This window comes from Rhodococcus sp. PSBB066, from assembly GCF_017068255.1.
Taxonomy (GTDB): domain Bacteria; phylum Actinomycetota; class Actinomycetes; order Mycobacteriales; family Mycobacteriaceae; genus Rhodococcus; species Rhodococcus aetherivorans.
Map to the genome: position 1 here is coordinate 3,977,692 of NZ_CP070859.1, position 16,680 is coordinate 3,994,371.

The following is a 16,680-nucleotide window of genomic DNA, read 5'->3' on the forward strand; positions in this document are numbered from 1 at the left end:
GTCATGACCATCGGTGCCGGTTCCGAGTCCGACGTGTTCGATGTCATCGTCCTCGGCGGCGGGCCCGCCGGGGAGAATGCCGCCGACTATGCGATCGCCGGCAGCGACCGCACCGCGGTGCTGGTCGAACACGAACTGGTCGGCGGCGAATGCTCCTACTGGGCGTGCATGCCGAGCAAGGCGCTGCTGCGACCGGGGCAGGTGCTCGGCGCGGCCCGGCACATGCCCGGCGTCGCCGCCAAGGTCGCCGCGCACGGCGTCGACGTCGCCGACGTCCTCGCCCGCCGCGACGCGTTCACCAGCGGCCGCGACGACGCCGCGCAGGTCGAGTGGGCCCGCGGCGCCGGGATCGACGTCGTGCGCGGGCACGGCCGGCTGAGCGGGCCGTGCGAGGTCACCGTGGACGGCCCGCAGCCGCGCCGGCTGCGGGCACGGCACGCGGTGGTGGTGGCCACCGGCACCACCGCCGTCGTCCCCGACCTGCCCGGGCTGCGCGCCGCCCGGCCGTGGACGTCGCGGGACGCGACGAACCTGCAGCAGGTGCCGCGGCGCGCCGCGATCGTCGGCGGCGGCGTCGTCGCCTGCGAGGTCGCCACGTGGCTGCGCGAGCTGGGCACCGAGGACCTGACGATGCTGGTGCGCGGGGAGCGGCTGCTCGCCCGCACCGAACCGTTCGCCGGCGACGCGGTCGCCGCGGCGCTGCGCGAGCACGGCGTGCGGCTGCGGTTCGGCACCACGGTGGCGGAGGTGTCCCGCCCGGACGTCGCGGACACCGGCGTGGGGCGCCTCCACGGCGGCCCGGTGCGGCTGCGTCTCGACGACGGCGGCGACCTCGAGGTCGACGAGCTGATCGTCGCGACCGGACGCCGGCCCGCCACCGCCGACCTCGGTCTCGACGCGGTCGGGGTGGCCGGGGACGGCCCGCTGCGCACCGACGACCACATGACCGTCGCCGGGACGGACGGACGCTGGCTCTACGCCGTCGGCGACGTCACCGGCCGGACGGCGCTGACGCACATGGGCAAGTACCAGGGCCGGGTGTGCGGCGACGTGATCGCCGCCCGCGCCGAGGGCCGCGACCTCGACGCGCCGCGCTACCGGGCGAGCGCCGACCACGGGCAGGTGCCGCAGGTGGTGTTCACCGTCCCGGAGGTCGCGTCGGTGGGCCGCACCGCCGCCGGCGCCCGCGCCGACGGCCTCGACGTCGAGGTGCTCGAGGTCGACATCGCCGTGGCCGGATCCGCTTTGGCCCGGGACGATTTCACCGGCCGCGCCGCCCTCGTCGTCGACCGCGCGACCGACACCGCGGTGGGGGCGACGTTCGTGGGCACCGAAGTGGCCGAGCTGCTGCATGCGGCCACCGTCGCGGTGGTCGGGGCGGTGCCGCTCGAGACGCTGTGGCATGCGGTACCGGCATATCCGACGGTCGGCGAGGTGTGGTTGCGGCTGCTCGAGTCGCGCCGCCGCTGACCGCGCCGGTCAGCGCGGCAGCCGCCGCCAGATCGGGCGCGGCAGCAGCCGCATCCCGAAGAACACCGGCCGCAGCACCGCCGGCACCCACACCTCGCCGCGGCCGCGGTGCAACGCCCGCACCGCCGCATCGGCGACCCGGTCCGGGGTGCTCGACAGCGGCGCGGGGCTCATGCCCTCGGTCATCCGGCCGATCACGAACCCGGGCCGCACCAGCAGCAGGGACACGCCGCTGCCGTGCAGCGCGTCGGCCAGGCCGGCGGCGAATCCGTCGAGGCCGGCCTTCACGGAGCCGTACACGTAGTTCGCCCGGCGCACCCGCACCCCCGCCACCGACGAGAACACCACGATCCGGCCCGAACCCTGGGCGCGCAGCTGCGCCGCGAGGTGCGTGAGCAGCGCCACGTGGGCGACGTAGTCGGTGTGCACGATCGCGACGGCGTGGGCGGCGTCGTGTTCGGCGCGGCGCTGGTCGCCGAGGATGCCGAACGCGAGGACCGCGACGTCGATCGGGCCGTACAGGGCCCGGATGTCGGCGAGAACCTGCTCGTGGGTGTCGAGCCGGTCGGCGTCGAACTCGACGGTGTGCACGGCGGCGGCCCCGGCGTCGAGCACGGCGCGGCGCTGCGGCTCGAGGTCCCCGGCGCGGCGCGCGGCCAGGACCACGGTGCGGCCGCGGGCCAGCCGCACGGCCACCGCCGCCCCGATCTCGCTGCGGCCCCCGAAGACGACGATCGAACCCTGCTCGTTGCTCACCGCACCAGTGTGCCCGGGCGGCGCCGGGGCCGTCCGGGGCGGGTCCGGCGGTGCCGGGTTCGGCTACCGTCGCAGGCATGGCCCGAACCCCCGCCGCGCTCGGCGATGCCGCGCTGCAGTTCCTCACCGAATACCATCTCGGCACCCTGACGACGCTGCGCACGGACGGCAGCCCGCACGTGGTGGCCGTCGGCTTCACCTGGGACCCGGACGCCGCGGTGGTGCGGGTGATCACCAACGCGACGTCGCAGAAGGCGCTCAACGCCGAGCGCGGCGGGTACGGCGCTGTCAGCCAAGTCGAGCGCGGCCGCTGGCTCACCCTCGAGGGTCCGGCCCGGGTGCGCACGGACCCGGAGGCCGTCGCCGAGGGGGTGCGCCGCTACACCGCGCGGTACCGGCCGCCGCGGCCCAACCCGACCCGCGTGGTGGTGGAGATCACCGTCGAACGGGTGATGGGTTCGGTGCTGGACCGGTAGGGCCGGTCATCCCGGCAGCTCGGTCAGCCCGTGCGGCCGGTGGTTGAGCGGCTCGCAGCCGTCCTCGGTGACCACCACGATGTCCTCGATGCGCGCACCCCATGCGCCGCGGAAGTAGATGCCCGGTTCGATGCTGAACGCCATCCCGGGCCGCAGCACATCGGTGTTGCCGTCGACGATGTACGGCTCCTCGTGCACGGACAGCCCGATGCCGTGCCCAGTGCGGTGCACGAACACCTCGGCGAGGCCGTGCGCGGCGAGCACGTCGCGGGCGGCGGCGTCGACCGAGGCAGCGCTGACCCCGGGCCGGACCGCGTCGACGGCCGCCTGCTGCGCGGCCTCGAGCAGCGCCACCTTCGCCGCGACGTCCGCGGCGGGCGCGCCGAGGCTGTAGGTGCGGGTGGAGTCGGAGTAGTAGCCGGGCTCGACCGGGCCGCCGATGTCGACGACCACGACGTCGCCGGGTTCGAGGACCCGGTCGGAGACCTCGTGGTGGGGGTCGGCGCCGTGCGGGCCGGAGCCGACGATGACGAACGCGGCCTCGGTGTGGCCCTCGGCGACGATCGCGGCGGTGATGTCGGCCGCGACCTGCGCCTCGGTGCGCCCGGGCCGCAGCCACCGTCCCATCTGCGCGTGCACCCGGTCGATGGCGGCGCCGGCGCGGCGCAGCGCCTCGACCTCCGCGTCGTCCTTGATCATGCGCAGCTGCCGCACCACCTCCGTCGCCAGCACGGGCGGCACCGCGAACCGGGTCGCGAGCGGCACCAGGTGCAGGGCGGGCATGGCGTCGGCGACCGCAGTGCGCGGGCGCTCCGGCAGCAGCGCCGCCACCTGCGCGTACGGGTCCTGCCCGTCGACCCAGTCGTGCACCGGCAGGTTCAGGTCCGCGGCGGCGGAGTCGGTGAGGGCGGCCAGCTCGAGCCGCGGCACGACGACGGAGGCGGGGGCGCCGTCGGTGGGCACCACCAGGCAGGTGAGCCGTTCGAACGATTCCGCCCGCGAACCGAGGAGGTAGCGCAGGTCCGGGCCGGGGGTGACGAGCAGCGCGTCGAGGCCGGCGTCGCGGCCGAGGGCGGCGGCCCGGGCGAGACGGTCGGCGTATGCGGAGGCGGGGAAGCGGCGCGCGGGGGAATTCATGCGGACAGCGTAGTGGCGTTTGGCAGGATGATCGTCGTGACTGCGACGCCGGCGTCCGCCGCCCCCGTGCCCCCCACCGGCCCGTTGATGCTGCTCGACGGGGCGAGCCTGTGGTTCCGCGCGTTCCACGCGCTGCCCGAGTCGCTCACCGCCCCGGACGGCCGCCCGGTCAACGCGGTGCGCGGGTTCACCGACATGGTGGCGTCGCTGATCACCAAGCATCGGCCGGCGCGGCTGGTGGTGTGCCTGGATCTGGACTGGCGGCCGGCGTTCCGGGTGGCGGCGGTGCCGAGTTACAAAGCGCACCGGGTGGCCGCCGGCTCGGACGGCACCGTCGAGGAGGTGCCGGCGGCGTTGCCGTCGCAGGTGCCGATGATCACCGACGTGCTGGCCGCCGCCGGCCTCGCCACCGCCGGCGCGGCCGGGTTCGAGGCCGACGACGTGATCGGTACTCTCGCCGCCGGCGAGTCCCGGGATCCGGTGCTGGTGGTCAGCGGGGACCGGGACCTGCTGCAGGTGGTGCGCGACGGCTCGGTGCCGGTGCGGGTGCTGTACGTCGGGCGGGGCCTGGCCAAGGCCGAGCTGTTCGGGCCGCCCGAGGTGGCGGCGCGGTACGGGCTGCCACCCGAGCGGGCCGGCGCGGCCTACGCCGAGCTGGCGGCGCTGCGCGGGGACCCGTCGGACGGGTTGCCGGGGGTGAAGGGCGTCGGGGAGAAGACCGCGTCGACCCTGCTGCTGCAGTACGGGTCGCTGACGGCGCTGCGCGCGGCAGCGGTGGACCCGGAGTCGGGGCTGGCGAAGGGGGTGCGCGGCAAGCTGATCGACGCCGGCGCGTATCTCGACGCGGCGGTGCCGGTGGTGCGGGTCGCCACCGACGCCCCCGTCCGGGTGTCGCGGCCGGACACGGTGCCGTCCACCCCGGTCGATCCGCAGGCGCTGGAGCGGCTGGCGCAGGAGCTGGGGATCGGGCGGTCCGTCGCCCGGTTGACCGCGGCGTTGGCCGCGGGGTGAGGGCGACGGACCGGCGCGCTCAGTTGGGGCGGCTGACCTCGTAGGTGCCCTCGTCGTCGGTGAAGGTCACCGTCACCGACCGGAACTGGCCGTCCACCGTGAGGGTGCACTCGAAGCTGTTGCCCGCCTTGACTTCTTCACCGTCCGGGCACTGCACGTCGGAGACGTCGGTGGCGCCGTAGGACTCGGTAAGGACCTTCTCGACGCCGGCCTGCGCGGCCTCGGGGTCGAGGGTGTCGTTGCCGCCGAGGAGCAGCACGGCGCCGATGATCGCGCCGATCACCACGAGCCCGGCGACGGCCAGGCCGACGATCAGCCCGGTCTTCGACTTCTGCTGCGGCGCACCGGCATTCCATTGGCTCGCGCCGGTCGACCCCCACTGCTGGCCGGGTTGCTGTCCCCACTGGGGCTGACCCTGCTGGGGTTGTCCCCACTGCTGGCCCTGGCCGGGCTGCTGCCCCCACTGCGGCTGGCCCTGCTGCGGCTGGCCGGGGGTCTGCTGACCCTGCTGGCCCCACTGCTGCCCCTGGGCGGGCTGCCCCCACTGGGGCTGACCCTGCTGGGGTTGTCCCCACTGCTGGCCCTGGCCGGGCTGCTGGCCCCACTGCTGGCCGGGGGTTTGGCCTTGGCCGGGTTGCTGCCCCCACTGCGGCTGGCCCTGCTGCGGCTGGCCGGGGGTCTGCTGGCCCTGCTGGCCCCACTGCTGGCCGGCGGGCTGCCCCTGCTGCGGCGTGCCGAACGCCTGCGTCGGGGCCGGCCCCTGCTCGGCTCCGGAGGACGGCGGGGGGGACGGCGCCCACTGCTTGGTCGAATCGTCGGAATCCTGCGGGTCGTGCGGACCGCTCATTGTCGCCTCCACCTGCCTTCGCTGTGTCCAATTACCGTAGCCGTAGCGCCCCACCCACCACGAGAAAGCCGTGTGGCAGCGCGCGTATCAAACCACACGCGGTGTCGTCACGCCGCATCGACCGCGACGACACCGCGCCGGATCGCGCCGATCGCCCGGGCGGCGGTCTTCGCGATCTGAGGGTCGACCGCGCCGGTGCGGATCTGGTCGAGCAGATCGATCACCTGCCGGCACCAGCGCACGAAGTCGCCCGCCGACAGGTCGCGTCCGGCGGCCCCGGCGGCGATCAGGGCCTCCGTCAACGACTGGGTGCTCACCCACGTGTAGATGGCATCGACGAACCCGGGATCCGGTTCGCGGGTGGGGGGCAGCTTGAAACGAACCTCGTCGGCGCGCAGCTGCCCGCACAGGCGGACGGTGTCGGCGAGCGCGCGGCGCAGCGGCCCGGTGGGCCCGTACTCGGTGGCGCCCTCCTCGACGCGCGCCTCGTACACCACCGCCGAGACCACCGCGGCGAGCTCGGCGGGCGAGAGTCCCGCCCACACGCCGTGGCGCAGGCATTCGGCGACGAGCAGGTCGCTCTCGCTGTAGATGCGGGCGAGCCGCTCCCCCGCCTCGGTGGTCGACGGGTCGTCGCCGGCGGTGAGGTAGCCCCGCTCGGTCAGCAACGCGACGATCCGCTCGAAGGTGCGAGCGAGGGAGTTGGTGGTGGCCGCGGACTGGCGGCGCATCTGTGCGACCTCCCGGCCGAGCCGGTTGTAGCGTTCCCCGAGCCGGGCGAGGCGCTCGAGGTCGGGATGCTGGTGGGCCGGGTGCCGGCGCAGGCGCCGCCGCAGGTCGTCGATCTCGCGGGTGTCGCCGTTCTTGGCGTGCTTGGGGCGGCGCGGCGCGGAAATCCCGGTGCTGCGCAGCGCCGACGCGAGGTCACGGCGGGCCCGGGCGGTGCGGGCGTCGGCGTGCCGGGGCAGCCGGAGCTTGCCGAGCGCGGTGGCCGGTGCCGGGAAGTCCGCGGCCGAGACCCGCCCGGACCAGGCGTCCGCGGTGACCACCAGGGGCCGGGGGTCGGTGACGTCGGTGTCGGTTTCGAGGACGACGGCCAGTCCGGTGCGCCGGCCGCCGGGGATGGCGACGATGTCGCCGCGGCGCAGCGCGAGCAGCGACGCGACCGCGGCCTGCCGGCGGTCCTGCCGGGCCTGGCGTTCGCGTCGGCGTTCGAGCTGGGTGAGTTCCTCACGCAGCTGCAGGTAGTCGATGATGTCGCCGTCCTCGCCGCCGAGCTGATCGCGGAGCTTGGCGAGGGCCTTCTCGTTGCGTTCGATGCCGCGGGTCAGGCCGACGACCGACTTGTCCGCCTGGAACTGGGCGAAGGACCGTTCGAGCAGCGCCCGGGAGTGCTCGGCGCCGACCGCGTCGATCAGGTTGACCGCCATGTTGTACGACGGGCGGAACGAGCTGCGCAGCGGGAAGGTGCGGGTGGAGGCGAGCCCGGCGACGTCGGCGGGCTCGAGGCCCGGCTGCCACAGCACCACCGCGTGGCCCTCGACGTCGATGCCGCGGCGCCCGGCCCGCCCGGTGAGCTGGGTGTACTCGCCGGGGGTGAGCTCGGCATGGGTTTCGCCGTTGTACTTGACCAGCTTCTCGAGCACCACGGTGCGGGCCGGCATGTTGATGCCCAGGGCGAGGGTTTCGGTGGCGAACACCGCCCGCACCAGGCCGCGGACGAACAGGTCCTCGACGGTGTGCCGGAAGGCCGGGAGCATGCCGGCGTGGTGGGCGGCGATGCCGCGTTCGAGGGCGGCGCGCCACTCCCGGAAGCCGAGCACCTCGAGGTCGGCGCGCGGCAGGTCGCCGGTGTGTTCGTCGACGATGGCCCGGATCTGCGCGGTCTCGGCGTCGGAGGCCAGGTGCAGACCGGCGCGCAGGCACTGGCCGACGGCGGCGTCGCAGCCGGCACGGCTGAACACGAAGGTGATCGCCGGCAACAGCCCCTCCCGGTCGAGGCGGGCGACCACCTCCGGACGCGGCAGCGGCCGGAACCCGATGCGCCCGCGGGGACCGCCCCACCGGCCGGTCGAGTCGAGGGCGGCGCGGCGGCGCACCTGCTCGACGAGTTCGCGGTTGACCACGACGCCGCGGCGGCCGGTGCCGTCCGCGGCGTCCGGGTGCGCGGTGGATTCGAACAGGTCGAAGATGCGGGGGCCGACCATGACGTGCTGGTGCAGCGGGATGGGCCGCACCTCGTCGACGACGACGGTGGTGTCGCCGCGCACGGTCTCCATCCAGTCGCCGAACTCCTCGGCGTTGGAGACGGTGGCGGACAGGCTGACCAGGCGCACGTCCTCGGGCAGGTGCAGGATGACCTCCTCCCACACCGCGCCGCGGAACCGGTCGGCGAGGAAGTGCACCTCGTCCATCACCACGTGGGTCAGCCCGATCAGGGTGGTCGAGGAGGCGTAGAGCATGTTGCGCAGCACCTCGGTGGTCATCACCACCACCGGGGCATCCGGGTTGACGGACTGATCGCCGGTGAGCAGGCCGACCGAGGCCTTGCCGTAGCGGGCGACGAGATCGGCGTACTTCTGGTTGCTCAACGCCTTGATCGGGGTGGTGTAGAAGCACTTGCTGCCGGCGCGCAGCGCCAGGTGCACGGCGAACTCACCGACGACGGTCTTGCCGGCGCCGGTGGGGGCGCACACGAGCACGCCGTGCCCGCCCTCGAGGGCGCGGCAGGCCTGCACCTGGAACGGATCGAGCGGGAAGGACAGCTCGGCGGCGAATTCGGCGAGCCGGGGCGGCAGCGCGGTCGCGGTGGATCCGGTGTCGGTGGAGTCGGTCACAGGCGGCGGCTAGAGGGTGTCGGAGTAGTCGGGCGGCGCGGGCCGGGCCGTGGGGCCGGGCGGCACCGTCGAGGTGGGCGCGGGCACCGGGGTGGGTGCCGTGATCGGGGAGCTCTCGTCGTCGTCGAGGTCGCCCCAGCCCTGTTCCCGGTCGCGGCGGGTGCGGCGCCTGTCGTTGAGGCGGGCGAGCTGGATGGCGAGTTCGAGCAGCAGGGTCAGGGCCGCGGCCAGCGCCAGCATCGAGAACGGGTCCTGGCCGGGCGTGGCGATGGCGGCGAAGACGAACATCGCCATGATCAGCCCCCGCCGCCACGACTTGAGCTTGGCGTAGCTGAGCACCCCGACGGCGTTGAGCGCGACGATGACGAGGGGAATCTCGAAGGACACCCCGAAGATCACGAGCAGGTTGATGATGAACCCGAAGTACTCCGAGCCCGACAGCGCGGTGACCTGCACGTCGTTACCGACGGTGAGCAGGAACGACAACGCGTGCGAGACCACCAGGTAGGCCAGGACCGCGCCGGCGACGAACAGCACCGCGCCGGAGACGACGAAGCCGATCGCGTAACGGCGTTCCTTGGCATACAGGCCGGGGGTGATGAACGCCCACAGCTCGTACAGCCAGATCGGGCAGGCCAGCACGATGCCCGCGGTCAGCGCCACCTTCAGCCGCAGCATGAACTGTTCGAACGGTCCCGTGGCGAGCAGCCGGCAGCTGTCGTCGGCGCTGATGTCGGCGCGCGCGGACGCCGGCAGATCACAGTAGGGGCCGCGCAGGATCTCGCCGAGGCTCGGGAGCCCGAACAGGCCGGCGCTGTACCAGACGAACCCGACGATCGTGGTGAGCACCACGGCGGCGAGGGCGATGAGCAGACGGGTGCGCAGTTCGTAGAGGTGCTCGACCAGCGACATGGTGCCGTCGGGATTGGTCTTGCGCCGGCTTCGACGCGGATCGAACGGGATGCGCACGGTGCGGTTCTCAGCTCCTGTCACGGCCGCCGGGATCAGCGGAGGACCGGGACATCCGCATGGATGCCCCGGTCAGGGAAATACGGTCAGGCCGAACGTGATTCGGGCTGCGGCGTCTGCGGCTGCGGCTCCACGGGGGCCGGGGCCGGCTGGGCCGGCGGCAACGGGCTCGGAGCCTGCTGCTGCGCGGGGCGCGCGTCGTCGTTCTGCATCTCCTTGACCTCGCTCTTGAAGATGCGCAGCGACCGGCCGAGACCGCGGGCCGCGTCGGGCAGCTTCTTCGAACCGAACAGGATGATCACGACGATCGCGACGATGGCCCAGTGCCAGGGGCTCATTGCACCCATTATCAACCTCCACTGATCTGCTGGCGTCGATGCTACCGGACCGACCCTGCACCGGCGCGCCGCACAGGGGCGTTCACGACGAGTTCGGAGCAGGTTCACAGCCCGTTCCCGGCGGGGGCGTCGTACGCGGCCAGGGCGGCCTGCGCCCGGTCCCGCACCGCCGCGACCAGCTCCGGCGGACCCAGCACACTGACCCCCGCGCCGAGGCCGACGGTCAACCGCGCCATCCAGTCCAGCGACGCGTAGTGCATCACCGCGTCGATGACCCCGTCGTCGTGCACCCGCACGTCGGTCAGCGGGTAGTAGTCGAGCAGCCACCCGTAGCCGGGGTCGATCCGCAGCCGGGCCGCCGGCAGCGTCGGGTCGCCGGCGAACAGGTCGAGGTGGTCGTCCTCGCGCAGCGCCCGTTCGGGCGGGTCCGCCGGTTCGTCGAGTTCGGTGGCGGCGTCGATGCGGTCGAACCGGAACAGCCGCACCCCTTCGGCGGCCCGGCACCAGGCCTGCAGGTAGGTGTGTTCGCCGACCAGCACGATCCGGATCGGATCGACGTCGCGTTCGGACACCGCATCGCGGGAGGCCGAGTAGTAGGTCAGGTGCAGCACCCGGCGGTGCTGCACCGCCGAGCGCACGGTCGCCGCGACCGGATCCTCGGCGACGGGCTGCGCGGGGGCGGGCGTGCGGTCGGCGGCGGCCGCGGTGCCGGCGGCGGCCTCGATCTTCGCGATCGCCCCGAGCGCCGCGGTGGGGTCGACCACGCCGGGCATCTCCACCAGCGACCGCAACGCCACCAGCAGCGCCGTGGCCTCGGTGGACGTCAGCCGCAACGGCCGGTCGATCCCGGCGGTGAAGGTGACGACGATGCTGTCCTCGGAGAACGAGAGGTCGATCAGGTCGCCGGGACCGTAGCCGGGCAGCCCGCACACCCACAGCTGGTTCAGGTCGTCCATGATCTGTTTCGGGGTGACCCCGAGATCGCGGGCGGCCTCGGCGGCGCTGATCCCCGGATGGGCCGTGAAGTACGGCACCAGGTTCAGCAGCCGGGTCAACCGCCCGGACAGTCGTGTGCTCATCGGCTCTCCCCCCGGTCGGCACCGCCGCCGCTGTTCGAGACGGCACCGCCGCCGCTGTTCGAGACGGCACCGCCGCCGCTGTTCGAGACGGCACCGCCGCCGCTGTTCGAGACGGCACCGCCGCCGCTGTTCGAGACGGCACCGACGGTGGCCGTCGTGGTGGTGGCCAGGACCCGGGTGAGGATGCGGCGCACCTCCGCGCGCAGTTCCGGCGGGTCGAGCACCAGCGCGTCGGCGCCCTGCCCGGCGATCACCCGCCCGATCCACTCCCACGACCGCACCGGAACGTCGAGGACGGTGCCGGGACGGTCGCCGACCGCGCGGCGCTCGTGCTCGGTGCCGAGCCGGCGCAGTTCGAACGCGCGCCCGTCCGCGACCCATACGCGGGCGTGCCCGGTCACGTCGCCGGAGGTGGTGGCGGTCAGGGCGTGTGCCCGCAGGTCCACCCCGTCGGGGATCCGCACGGCCCCGGCGGGGCCGAACGCGGTGACGTCGTCGTCGATGCGGGAGAGCCGGAAGGTGCGCGGCGCCCCCCGGTCCCGGTCGAACCCCACCAGGTACCAGCGGCCGTGCACGGTGACCACGCCCCACGGTTCGACGGTGCGCTCGGTCCACGGGTCGGTCGGGGAACTGCGGTGCCGGAAGCGCACCGCGCGGCGCGTGTCGACGGCGGCGAGCACCTGCCCCAGCACCGGCTCGGAGCCGCGGCTGCGGGTCGGCATCGCGGTGATCGCGCCCGCCGGGTCGGCATCGACCTGCACCCCCGCGGCGCGCAGCTTGAGCAGCGCGCCCTGCGCCGCGGAGGTGAGCTCCGGCGACTCCCACAGCGCCGCCGCCACCGCGACGGCGGCCGCCTCGGCGCTGGTCAGCTCGATCTCGGGCAGTTCGTAGGCGTCGCGGTTGATGCGGTAGCCCTCGACGGTGGAGAACCGCGACGGCATGCCGGTCTCGAGTGGGATGCCCAGGTCGCGCAGCTCGTTCTTGTCGCGTTCGAACATGCGGCTGAACGCTTCGTCGCTGCCCGATTCGTCGTATCCGGCGACGGAGGCGCGGATCTTCTCGGCGGTGAGGAACTGGCGGGTGGACAGCAGGCAGATGACCAGGTTCACCAGCCGCTCGACTTTGGAATTCGCCACGCGGTGCAGCCTAATCCCCCGCCCGCCGGCCGACCCGGTTACCGGACGCGGACGACCCGCGGCACGCTACATCGAGGCGATGAGCCGTTCGACGCGCTCGTCGACGGAGCGGAACGGGTCCTTGCACAGCACCGTGCGCTGCGCCTGGTCGTTGAGCTTGAGGTGCACCCAGTCCACGGTGAAGTCCCGGCCGGCGTCCTGCGCGGCGGCGATGAAGTCGCCGCGCAGCTTCGCCCGGGTGGTCTGCGGCGGGGTGTGCACGGCCGCGTCGACGGACTCGTCGTCGGTCAGCCGCGCCGCCAGCCCCTTGCGCTGGAGCAGATCGAACACCCCGCGCCCGCGCTTGATGTCGTGGTACGCCAGATCCAGCTGGGCGATCTTCGGGTCGGACAGCTCCAGGTCGTAGCGGTCCTGGTAGCGCTGGAACAACTTGCGTTTGATCACCCAGTCGATCTCGGTGTCCACCTTCGCGAAGTCCTGCGACTCGACCGCGTCGAGCACCCGGCCCCACAGATCCACCACCTGCTCGACGTGCGGATCGGGTTCGCGGGTGCGCAGGTACTCCACCGCCCGGCCGTGGTACTCGCGCTGGATGTCGAGGGCGCTGGCCTGCCGGCCCCCGGCCAGGCGCACCGGCCGCCGCCCGGTCAGGTCGTGGCTGACCTCCCGGATGGCCCGGATCGGGTTGTCGAGGGCGAAGTCGCGGAACGCCACGCCGGCCTCGATCATCTCGAGCACCAGCGACGCGGAGCCGACCTTGAGCATCGTGGTGGGCTCGGACATGTTCGAGTCGCCGACGATCACGTGCAGCCGCCGGTACTTCTCGGCGTCGGCGTGCGGCTCGTCGCGGGTGTTGATGATCGGCCGGGACCGGGTGGTCGCCGACGACACGCCCTCCCAGATGTGCTCGGCGCGCTGCGACAGGCAGTAGGTCGCGGCCTTGGGGGTCTGCAGCACCTTCCCGGCGCCGCAGATCAGCTGCCGCGTCACCAGGAACGGCAGCAGCACGTCCGAGATGCGGGAGAACTCCCCGGCCCGCACCACGAGGTAGTTCTCGTGGCAGCCGTAGGAGTTGCCGGCCGAGTCGGTGTTGTTCTTGAACAGGTAGATGTCGCCGCCGATGCCTTCCTCGGCGAGGCGCTGTTCGGCGTCGATCAGCAATTCCTCGAGCACCCGCTCCCCGGCGTGGTCGTGCTCGACGAGCTGGAGAAGGTCGTCACATTCGGCGGTCGCGTACTCCGGGTGCGAACCCACGTCCAGGTACAGGCGCGCCCCGTTGCGGAGGAACACGTTCGAGCTGCGGCCCCAGGACACCACCCGACGGAACAGATACCGGGCGACCTCGTCGGGGCTCAGCCGCCGGTGCCCGTGGAAGGTGCACGTGACGCCGAACTCCGTCTCGATGCCCATGATTCGTCGCTGCACACTTCGACAGTACCGCGCGGAACCACCGAGCATGAGCCGCAACGAGATTACGGTTGTACCCGTGATCTTCGCTCCCGCCCCGCTGACGCGCCTGGACCGGTCCCTGTTCGCCGGCAGCGCCGCCCTGCGTCCCTCCCCCGCCGACCCCGTGCTGCGGGGCCTGAGCCGCGCCGCCGACCACGGTCGGCTGTGGATGGGCTGCGCGGCGGCGTGCGCCGCGATCGGCGGCCGGCCCCGCCGCGGCGCCGTCCGCGGCATGCTGGCGCTGGCCGGGGCCAGTGCCCTGGCCAACGGGGTGCTCAAGCCGCTGCTGCCGCGCCGCCGGCCCCCGGCCCGGCAGGACGGCCCGCTGCGCCGCTCGCTGCCGACGCCGCGCTCGTCGTCGTTCCCGTCCGGGCATTCGGCGTCGGCGGCGGCGTTCACCACCGGGATGGCCCTCGAATCCCCGGTGACGGGGGCGTTGCTCGCGCCGGTGGCCGCGGCGGTCGCCTACTCCCGGGTGCACACCGGGGTGCACTGGCCGGCCGACGTGGTCACTGGCGTCGCCGTCGGTGCGGCGGTGGCCCTGGCCACGCGCCGCTGGTGGGCGGTGCGCCCCGACGAGCCCGCCCGGCTGGGCCCGCCCGGCCCGGCCCCGGCCCTGCCGCAGGGCCGGGACCTGCTGGTGCTGGTCAACCCCGGCGCCGGTCGCGACGACGACGCGGGCGTGATCGCGGCGGCGCTGCCCCAGGCACGGGTGGTCACCCTCGACCCGGACGAGGAGTTCACCGCCCAGCTGGACCGGTTCGTCGCCGAGCACACCCCCGCAGCGCTCGGCGTCCACGGCGGGGACGGCACCGTGCGAGCCGCGGCGAGCGCGGCCGTCGCGCACGGGCTGCCGCTGGCGGTGTTCCCGGGCGGCACCCTGAACCACTTCGCCCGCGACGCCGGGCTGCTCGACCTGGAGCAGACCGTGCGCGCGGTCGAGCGGGGGCAGGCGCTGCGGGTCGACCTCGGCCGGGTGTGGGTGGACGGCACCGGCCCGGACGGTCCCGATCGGTCCGGCCCGGACGGTGCCGACCGGGGTGGACACGTGTTCGTCAACACCGCCAGCGTGGGCGGCTATCCGGACTCGGTGCGGCTGCGTGAGCGGTGGGAGCCGAGGATCGGCAAGTGGCCGGCCGCGGCGGCGGCGCTGGCCGCGGTCCTCGCGACCGCGAGCCCGCTGCGGGTGTCGCTGGACGGGGTGCCCACCGCGGTGTGGTTGCTGTTCGTCGGCAGCGGCCGGTACGCGCCGGACGACCGGGTGCCGATGTCACGGCCCCGCATCGACACCGGCACCCTGGACGTGCGGTATCTGCGGGCCGACCTGCACTGGTCGCGGACCCGGCTGCTCGCGGCCGCGGTCACCGGCAGCCTCGCCGGATCCCCGATCCACGTGCGGCGCGAAGCGCCGGCGCTGTCGGTGCGGGTGCGCAGCGGCCGGGTCGCCCTGGCCACCGACGGTGAGGTGCTCGCCGAGGGCGCGCTGTTCGAGTTCCGCAGCGTCCCCGGCGAGCTCACCCTCTACCGGCCCCTCGATCAGGAACCCTGAACGGGCCCCGACCCGTCCGGCCCGGTGGTGCCGGTGTCGTCGCCGGACCGCTCGCCGGTGCCGGGCAGCAACTGGTCGAGCGCGGCGCCGGTGATGCGGCGGAACGCGCGACGCGGGCGCGGCTTCTCGAGCACCGCCACCTCGAGCTCGGCGCGGCCGAGCACCCGGGTGCCGATCTCGGCCCCGGCGGCGGGCACCTGCTGCAGCGCCTGCACCGCGACCTGCACCGCCTCGGCGAGGGACAGACCCGGCCGGTACGACTCGCGCAGGGCGGTGGCGATGGGTTCGGTGTGCCCGCCCATCACCACGAACTGCGGTTCGTCGACGATCGAGCCGTCGTAGGTGATGCGATACAGCTGCGCGGTGTCGGCGGAGTCGGCGCGGCCGACCTCGGCGACGCAGATCTCCACCTCGTACGGCTTGGGCTGCTCGGTGAAGATGGTGCCCAGGGTCTGCGCGTACGCGTTGGCCAGCGACCGCACGGTCACGTCGCGCCGGTCGTAGGAGTAGCCGCGCATGTCGGCGTGCACGATCCCGGCGCGCCGCAGGTTCTCGAACTCGTTGTACTTGCCGACCGCGGCGAACCCGATGCGGTCGTAGAGCTCGCTGACCTTGTGCAGCGCCTTCGACGGGTTCTCGGCAACGAACACCACCCCGTCGGCGTAGATCAGCACGACCACGCTGCGGCCCCGCGCGATGCCCTTGCGCGCCAGTTCCGAGCGATCGCGCATGATCTGCTCGGCGGACGCATAGTACGGCAGCGTCACTGCGCACCTCCCTGCCCGTGCTCGGCGACGGTGCGGTCCGCGACCACGGTGCGGGCCAGCGCCGACAAGGTCTGCTCCGGCACCTCGGTGGCGCCGTCGGCGGTGATGACCACCGCGGTGGGATAGATGCCGCGGGTGGTGTCCGGGCCGCCGGTGGCGGTGTCGTCGTCGGCCGCGTCGTAGAGCGCCTCGACGACGGTGCGCAGCGCGGCCGCCTCGTCGGCGTCGGCGCGGTAGAGCTTCTTCAGCGACGACTTGGCGAACAGCGATCCCGAGCCCACCGCGTGGTAGCCGGCGCGCTCCTCGTAGCGGCCCCCGACCACGTCGTAGGACACGATCCGGCCGGCGCGCTGCGGTTCCGGGGCCTCGAGGTCGTAGCCGACCAGCAGCGGCACCACCGCCAGGCCCTGCATCGCGGCCCCGAGGTTGCCGCGCACCATCGACGACAGCCGGTTGGCCTTGCCGTCGAAGGTCAGCGGCACACCCTCGATCTTCTCGTAGTGTTCGAGCTCGACCGCGAACAGGCGCACGAGTTCGATGGCCAGGCCGGCGGTGCCGGCGATACCGGCCGCGGAGTAGCTGTCGGTGACGAACACCTTCTCCACGTCGCGGCTGGCGACCATGTTGCCCATGGTGGCGCGCCGGTCACCGGCGATGAGCACGCCGCCGGCGAACGTCACGGCGACGATCGTGGTGCCGTGCGGGGCGATGTCCGCGTCGGCGCCCCGCAGCCCGGGACGGTTCTCCGGCAGCAGTTCCGGCGCATGCATGCGCAGGTGGTCGGAGAACGAGGACAGCGGGGAACCGAACGGCATGCGCGGCGGGTGGACGGGGAACGGGATCGGCGAACGCTCCGCTG

General features: G+C 73.8%; 15 protein-coding genes. 4 read left to right on the top strand and 11 right to left on the bottom strand.

Annotated features, from left to right (window positions below; all coding sequences use genetic code 11):
* The first annotated feature begins 3 nt into the window (after window positions 1-3).
* Window positions 4-1,470: an NAD(P)/FAD-dependent oxidoreductase gene (locus JYA75_RS17975; RefSeq protein ID WP_185712761.1), complete on the top strand. Its 1,467-nt coding sequence runs from the start codon at window positions 4-6 to the stop codon at window positions 1,468-1,470.
* 9 nt (window positions 1,471-1,479) lie between these two features.
* Here the strand turns inward: JYA75_RS17975 and JYA75_RS17980 are convergent, their stop codons facing one another.
* Complete coding sequence (locus JYA75_RS17980) at window positions 1,480-2,226, bottom strand: SDR family NAD(P)-dependent oxidoreductase (RefSeq protein WP_185712760.1); 747 nt, start codon at window positions 2,224-2,226, stop codon at window positions 1,480-1,482.
* A gap of 77 nt (window positions 2,227-2,303) precedes the next feature.
* On the opposite strand from JYA75_RS17980, the gene JYA75_RS17985 reads away from it, so the two are divergent.
* Window positions 2,304-2,702, top strand: coding sequence for a TIGR03618 family F420-dependent PPOX class oxidoreductase (locus tag JYA75_RS17985; protein ID WP_006945766.1), 399 nt, complete (start codon window positions 2,304-2,306; stop codon window positions 2,700-2,702).
* A 6-nt stretch (window positions 2,703-2,708) separates the two neighbouring features.
* On the opposite strand, the gene JYA75_RS17990 is transcribed toward JYA75_RS17985, so the two are convergent.
* A complete protein-coding gene (locus tag JYA75_RS17990) occupies window positions 2,709-3,839 on the bottom strand; it encodes a Xaa-Pro peptidase family protein (RefSeq protein WP_006945767.1) in 1,131 nt (376 codons plus the stop codon).
* Window positions 3,840-3,866: 27 nt separating this feature from the next.
* Between JYA75_RS17990 and JYA75_RS17995 the strand changes: the two genes are divergently transcribed.
* Window positions 3,867-4,850, top strand: a complete 984-nt coding sequence (locus JYA75_RS17995; protein WP_044476482.1) for a 5'-3' exonuclease — start codon at window positions 3,867-3,869, stop codon at window positions 4,848-4,850.
* Window positions 4,851-4,869: 19 nt separating this feature from the next.
* Here JYA75_RS17995 and JYA75_RS18000 read toward each other — a convergent pair whose 3' ends face one another.
* The 7 genes from JYA75_RS18000 to pafA all read right to left on the bottom strand — a co-directional run bounded on the left by JYA75_RS18000 (window position 4,870) and on the right by pafA (window position 13,481).
* Complete coding sequence (locus tag JYA75_RS18000; protein ID WP_006945769.1) at window positions 4,870-5,697, bottom strand: DUF4333 domain-containing protein; 828 nt, start codon at window positions 5,695-5,697, stop codon at window positions 4,870-4,872.
* A 107-nt stretch (window positions 5,698-5,804) separates the two neighbouring features.
* Window positions 5,805-8,534: a DEAD/DEAH box helicase gene (locus JYA75_RS18005; RefSeq protein WP_029543767.1), complete on the bottom strand. Its 2,730-nt coding sequence runs from the start codon at window positions 8,532-8,534 to the stop codon at window positions 5,805-5,807.
* A gap of 9 nt (window positions 8,535-8,543) precedes the next feature.
* Entirely contained in the window at window positions 8,544-9,503 is a 960-nt protein-coding gene (gene tatC / locus JYA75_RS18010; RefSeq protein WP_185713477.1) for a twin-arginine translocase subunit TatC, read from the bottom strand.
* A gap of 86 nt (window positions 9,504-9,589) precedes the next feature.
* A complete protein-coding gene (gene tatA / locus JYA75_RS18015; protein WP_006945773.1) occupies window positions 9,590-9,850 on the bottom strand; it encodes a Sec-independent protein translocase subunit TatA in 261 nt (86 codons plus the stop codon).
* A 95-nt stretch (window positions 9,851-9,945) separates the two neighbouring features.
* Window positions 9,946-10,920 carry a YafY family protein gene (locus tag JYA75_RS18020; protein WP_050035262.1) on the bottom strand — a complete coding sequence of 325 codons (975 nt, stop codon included), beginning with the start codon at window positions 10,918-10,920 and terminating at the stop codon, window positions 9,946-9,948.
* Window positions 10,917-12,056, bottom strand: a complete 1,140-nt coding sequence (locus tag JYA75_RS18025; protein ID WP_239010465.1) for a YafY family protein — start codon at window positions 12,054-12,056, stop codon at window positions 10,917-10,919. Before JYA75_RS18025 ends, JYA75_RS18020 begins: the two co-directional genes overlap by 4 nt.
* 66 nt (window positions 12,057-12,122) lie before the next feature.
* Complete coding sequence (gene pafA, locus JYA75_RS18030; RefSeq protein WP_006931187.1) at window positions 12,123-13,481, bottom strand: Pup--protein ligase; 1,359 nt, start codon at window positions 13,479-13,481, stop codon at window positions 12,123-12,125.
* Window positions 13,482-13,512: 31 nt separating this feature from the next.
* On the opposite strand from pafA, the gene JYA75_RS18035 reads away from it, so the two are divergent.
* Entirely contained in the window at window positions 13,513-15,054 is a 1,542-nt protein-coding gene (locus JYA75_RS18035) for a phosphatase PAP2 family protein (RefSeq protein WP_239010466.1), read from the top strand.
* Here the strand turns inward: JYA75_RS18035 and prcA are convergent.
* Window positions 15,042-15,821: a proteasome subunit alpha gene (gene prcA / locus JYA75_RS18040; RefSeq protein ID WP_006931185.1), complete on the bottom strand. Its 780-nt coding sequence runs from the start codon at window positions 15,819-15,821 to the stop codon at window positions 15,042-15,044. The genes JYA75_RS18035 and prcA overlap by 13 nt on opposite strands.
* Window positions 15,818-16,636: a proteasome subunit beta gene (prcB, locus tag JYA75_RS18045; RefSeq protein WP_174824802.1), complete on the bottom strand. Its 819-nt coding sequence runs from the start codon at window positions 16,634-16,636 to the stop codon at window positions 15,818-15,820. Before prcB ends, prcA begins: the two co-directional genes overlap by 4 nt.
* Window positions 16,637-16,680: the final 44 nt, after the last annotated feature.

Bases quoted from the DNA above. Each gene is read 5' to 3' on its own strand.
- JYA75_RS17975 (WP_185712761.1), top strand. From the start codon at position 4: ATGACCATCGGTGCCGGTTCCGAGTCCGACGTGTTCGATGTCATCGTC.
- JYA75_RS17985 (WP_006945766.1), top strand. From the start codon at position 2,304: ATGGCCCGAACCCCCGCCGCGCTCGGCGATGCCGCGCTGCAGTTCCTC.
- JYA75_RS17990 (WP_006945767.1), bottom strand. From the start codon at position 3,839: ATGAATTCCCCCGCGCGCCGCTTCCCCGCCTCCGCATACGCCGACCGT.
- JYA75_RS17995 (WP_044476482.1), top strand. From the start codon at position 3,867: ATGATCGTCGTGACTGCGACGCCGGCGTCCGCCGCCCCCGTGCCCCCC.
- JYA75_RS18000 (WP_006945769.1), bottom strand. From the start codon at position 5,697: ATGAGCGGTCCGCACGACCCGCAGGATTCCGACGATTCGACCAAGCAG.
- tatA (WP_006945773.1), bottom strand. From the start codon at position 9,850: ATGGGTGCAATGAGCCCCTGGCACTGGGCCATCGTCGCGATCGTCGTG.
- JYA75_RS18020 (WP_050035262.1), bottom strand. From the start codon at position 10,920: ATGAGCACACGACTGTCCGGGCGGTTGACCCGGCTGCTGAACCTGGTG.
- JYA75_RS18035 (WP_239010466.1), top strand. From the start codon at position 13,513: ATGAGCCGCAACGAGATTACGGTTGTACCCGTGATCTTCGCTCCCGCC.
- prcB (WP_174824802.1), bottom strand. From the start codon at position 16,636: ATGCCGTTCGGTTCCCCGCTGTCCTCGTTCTCCGACCACCTGCGCATG.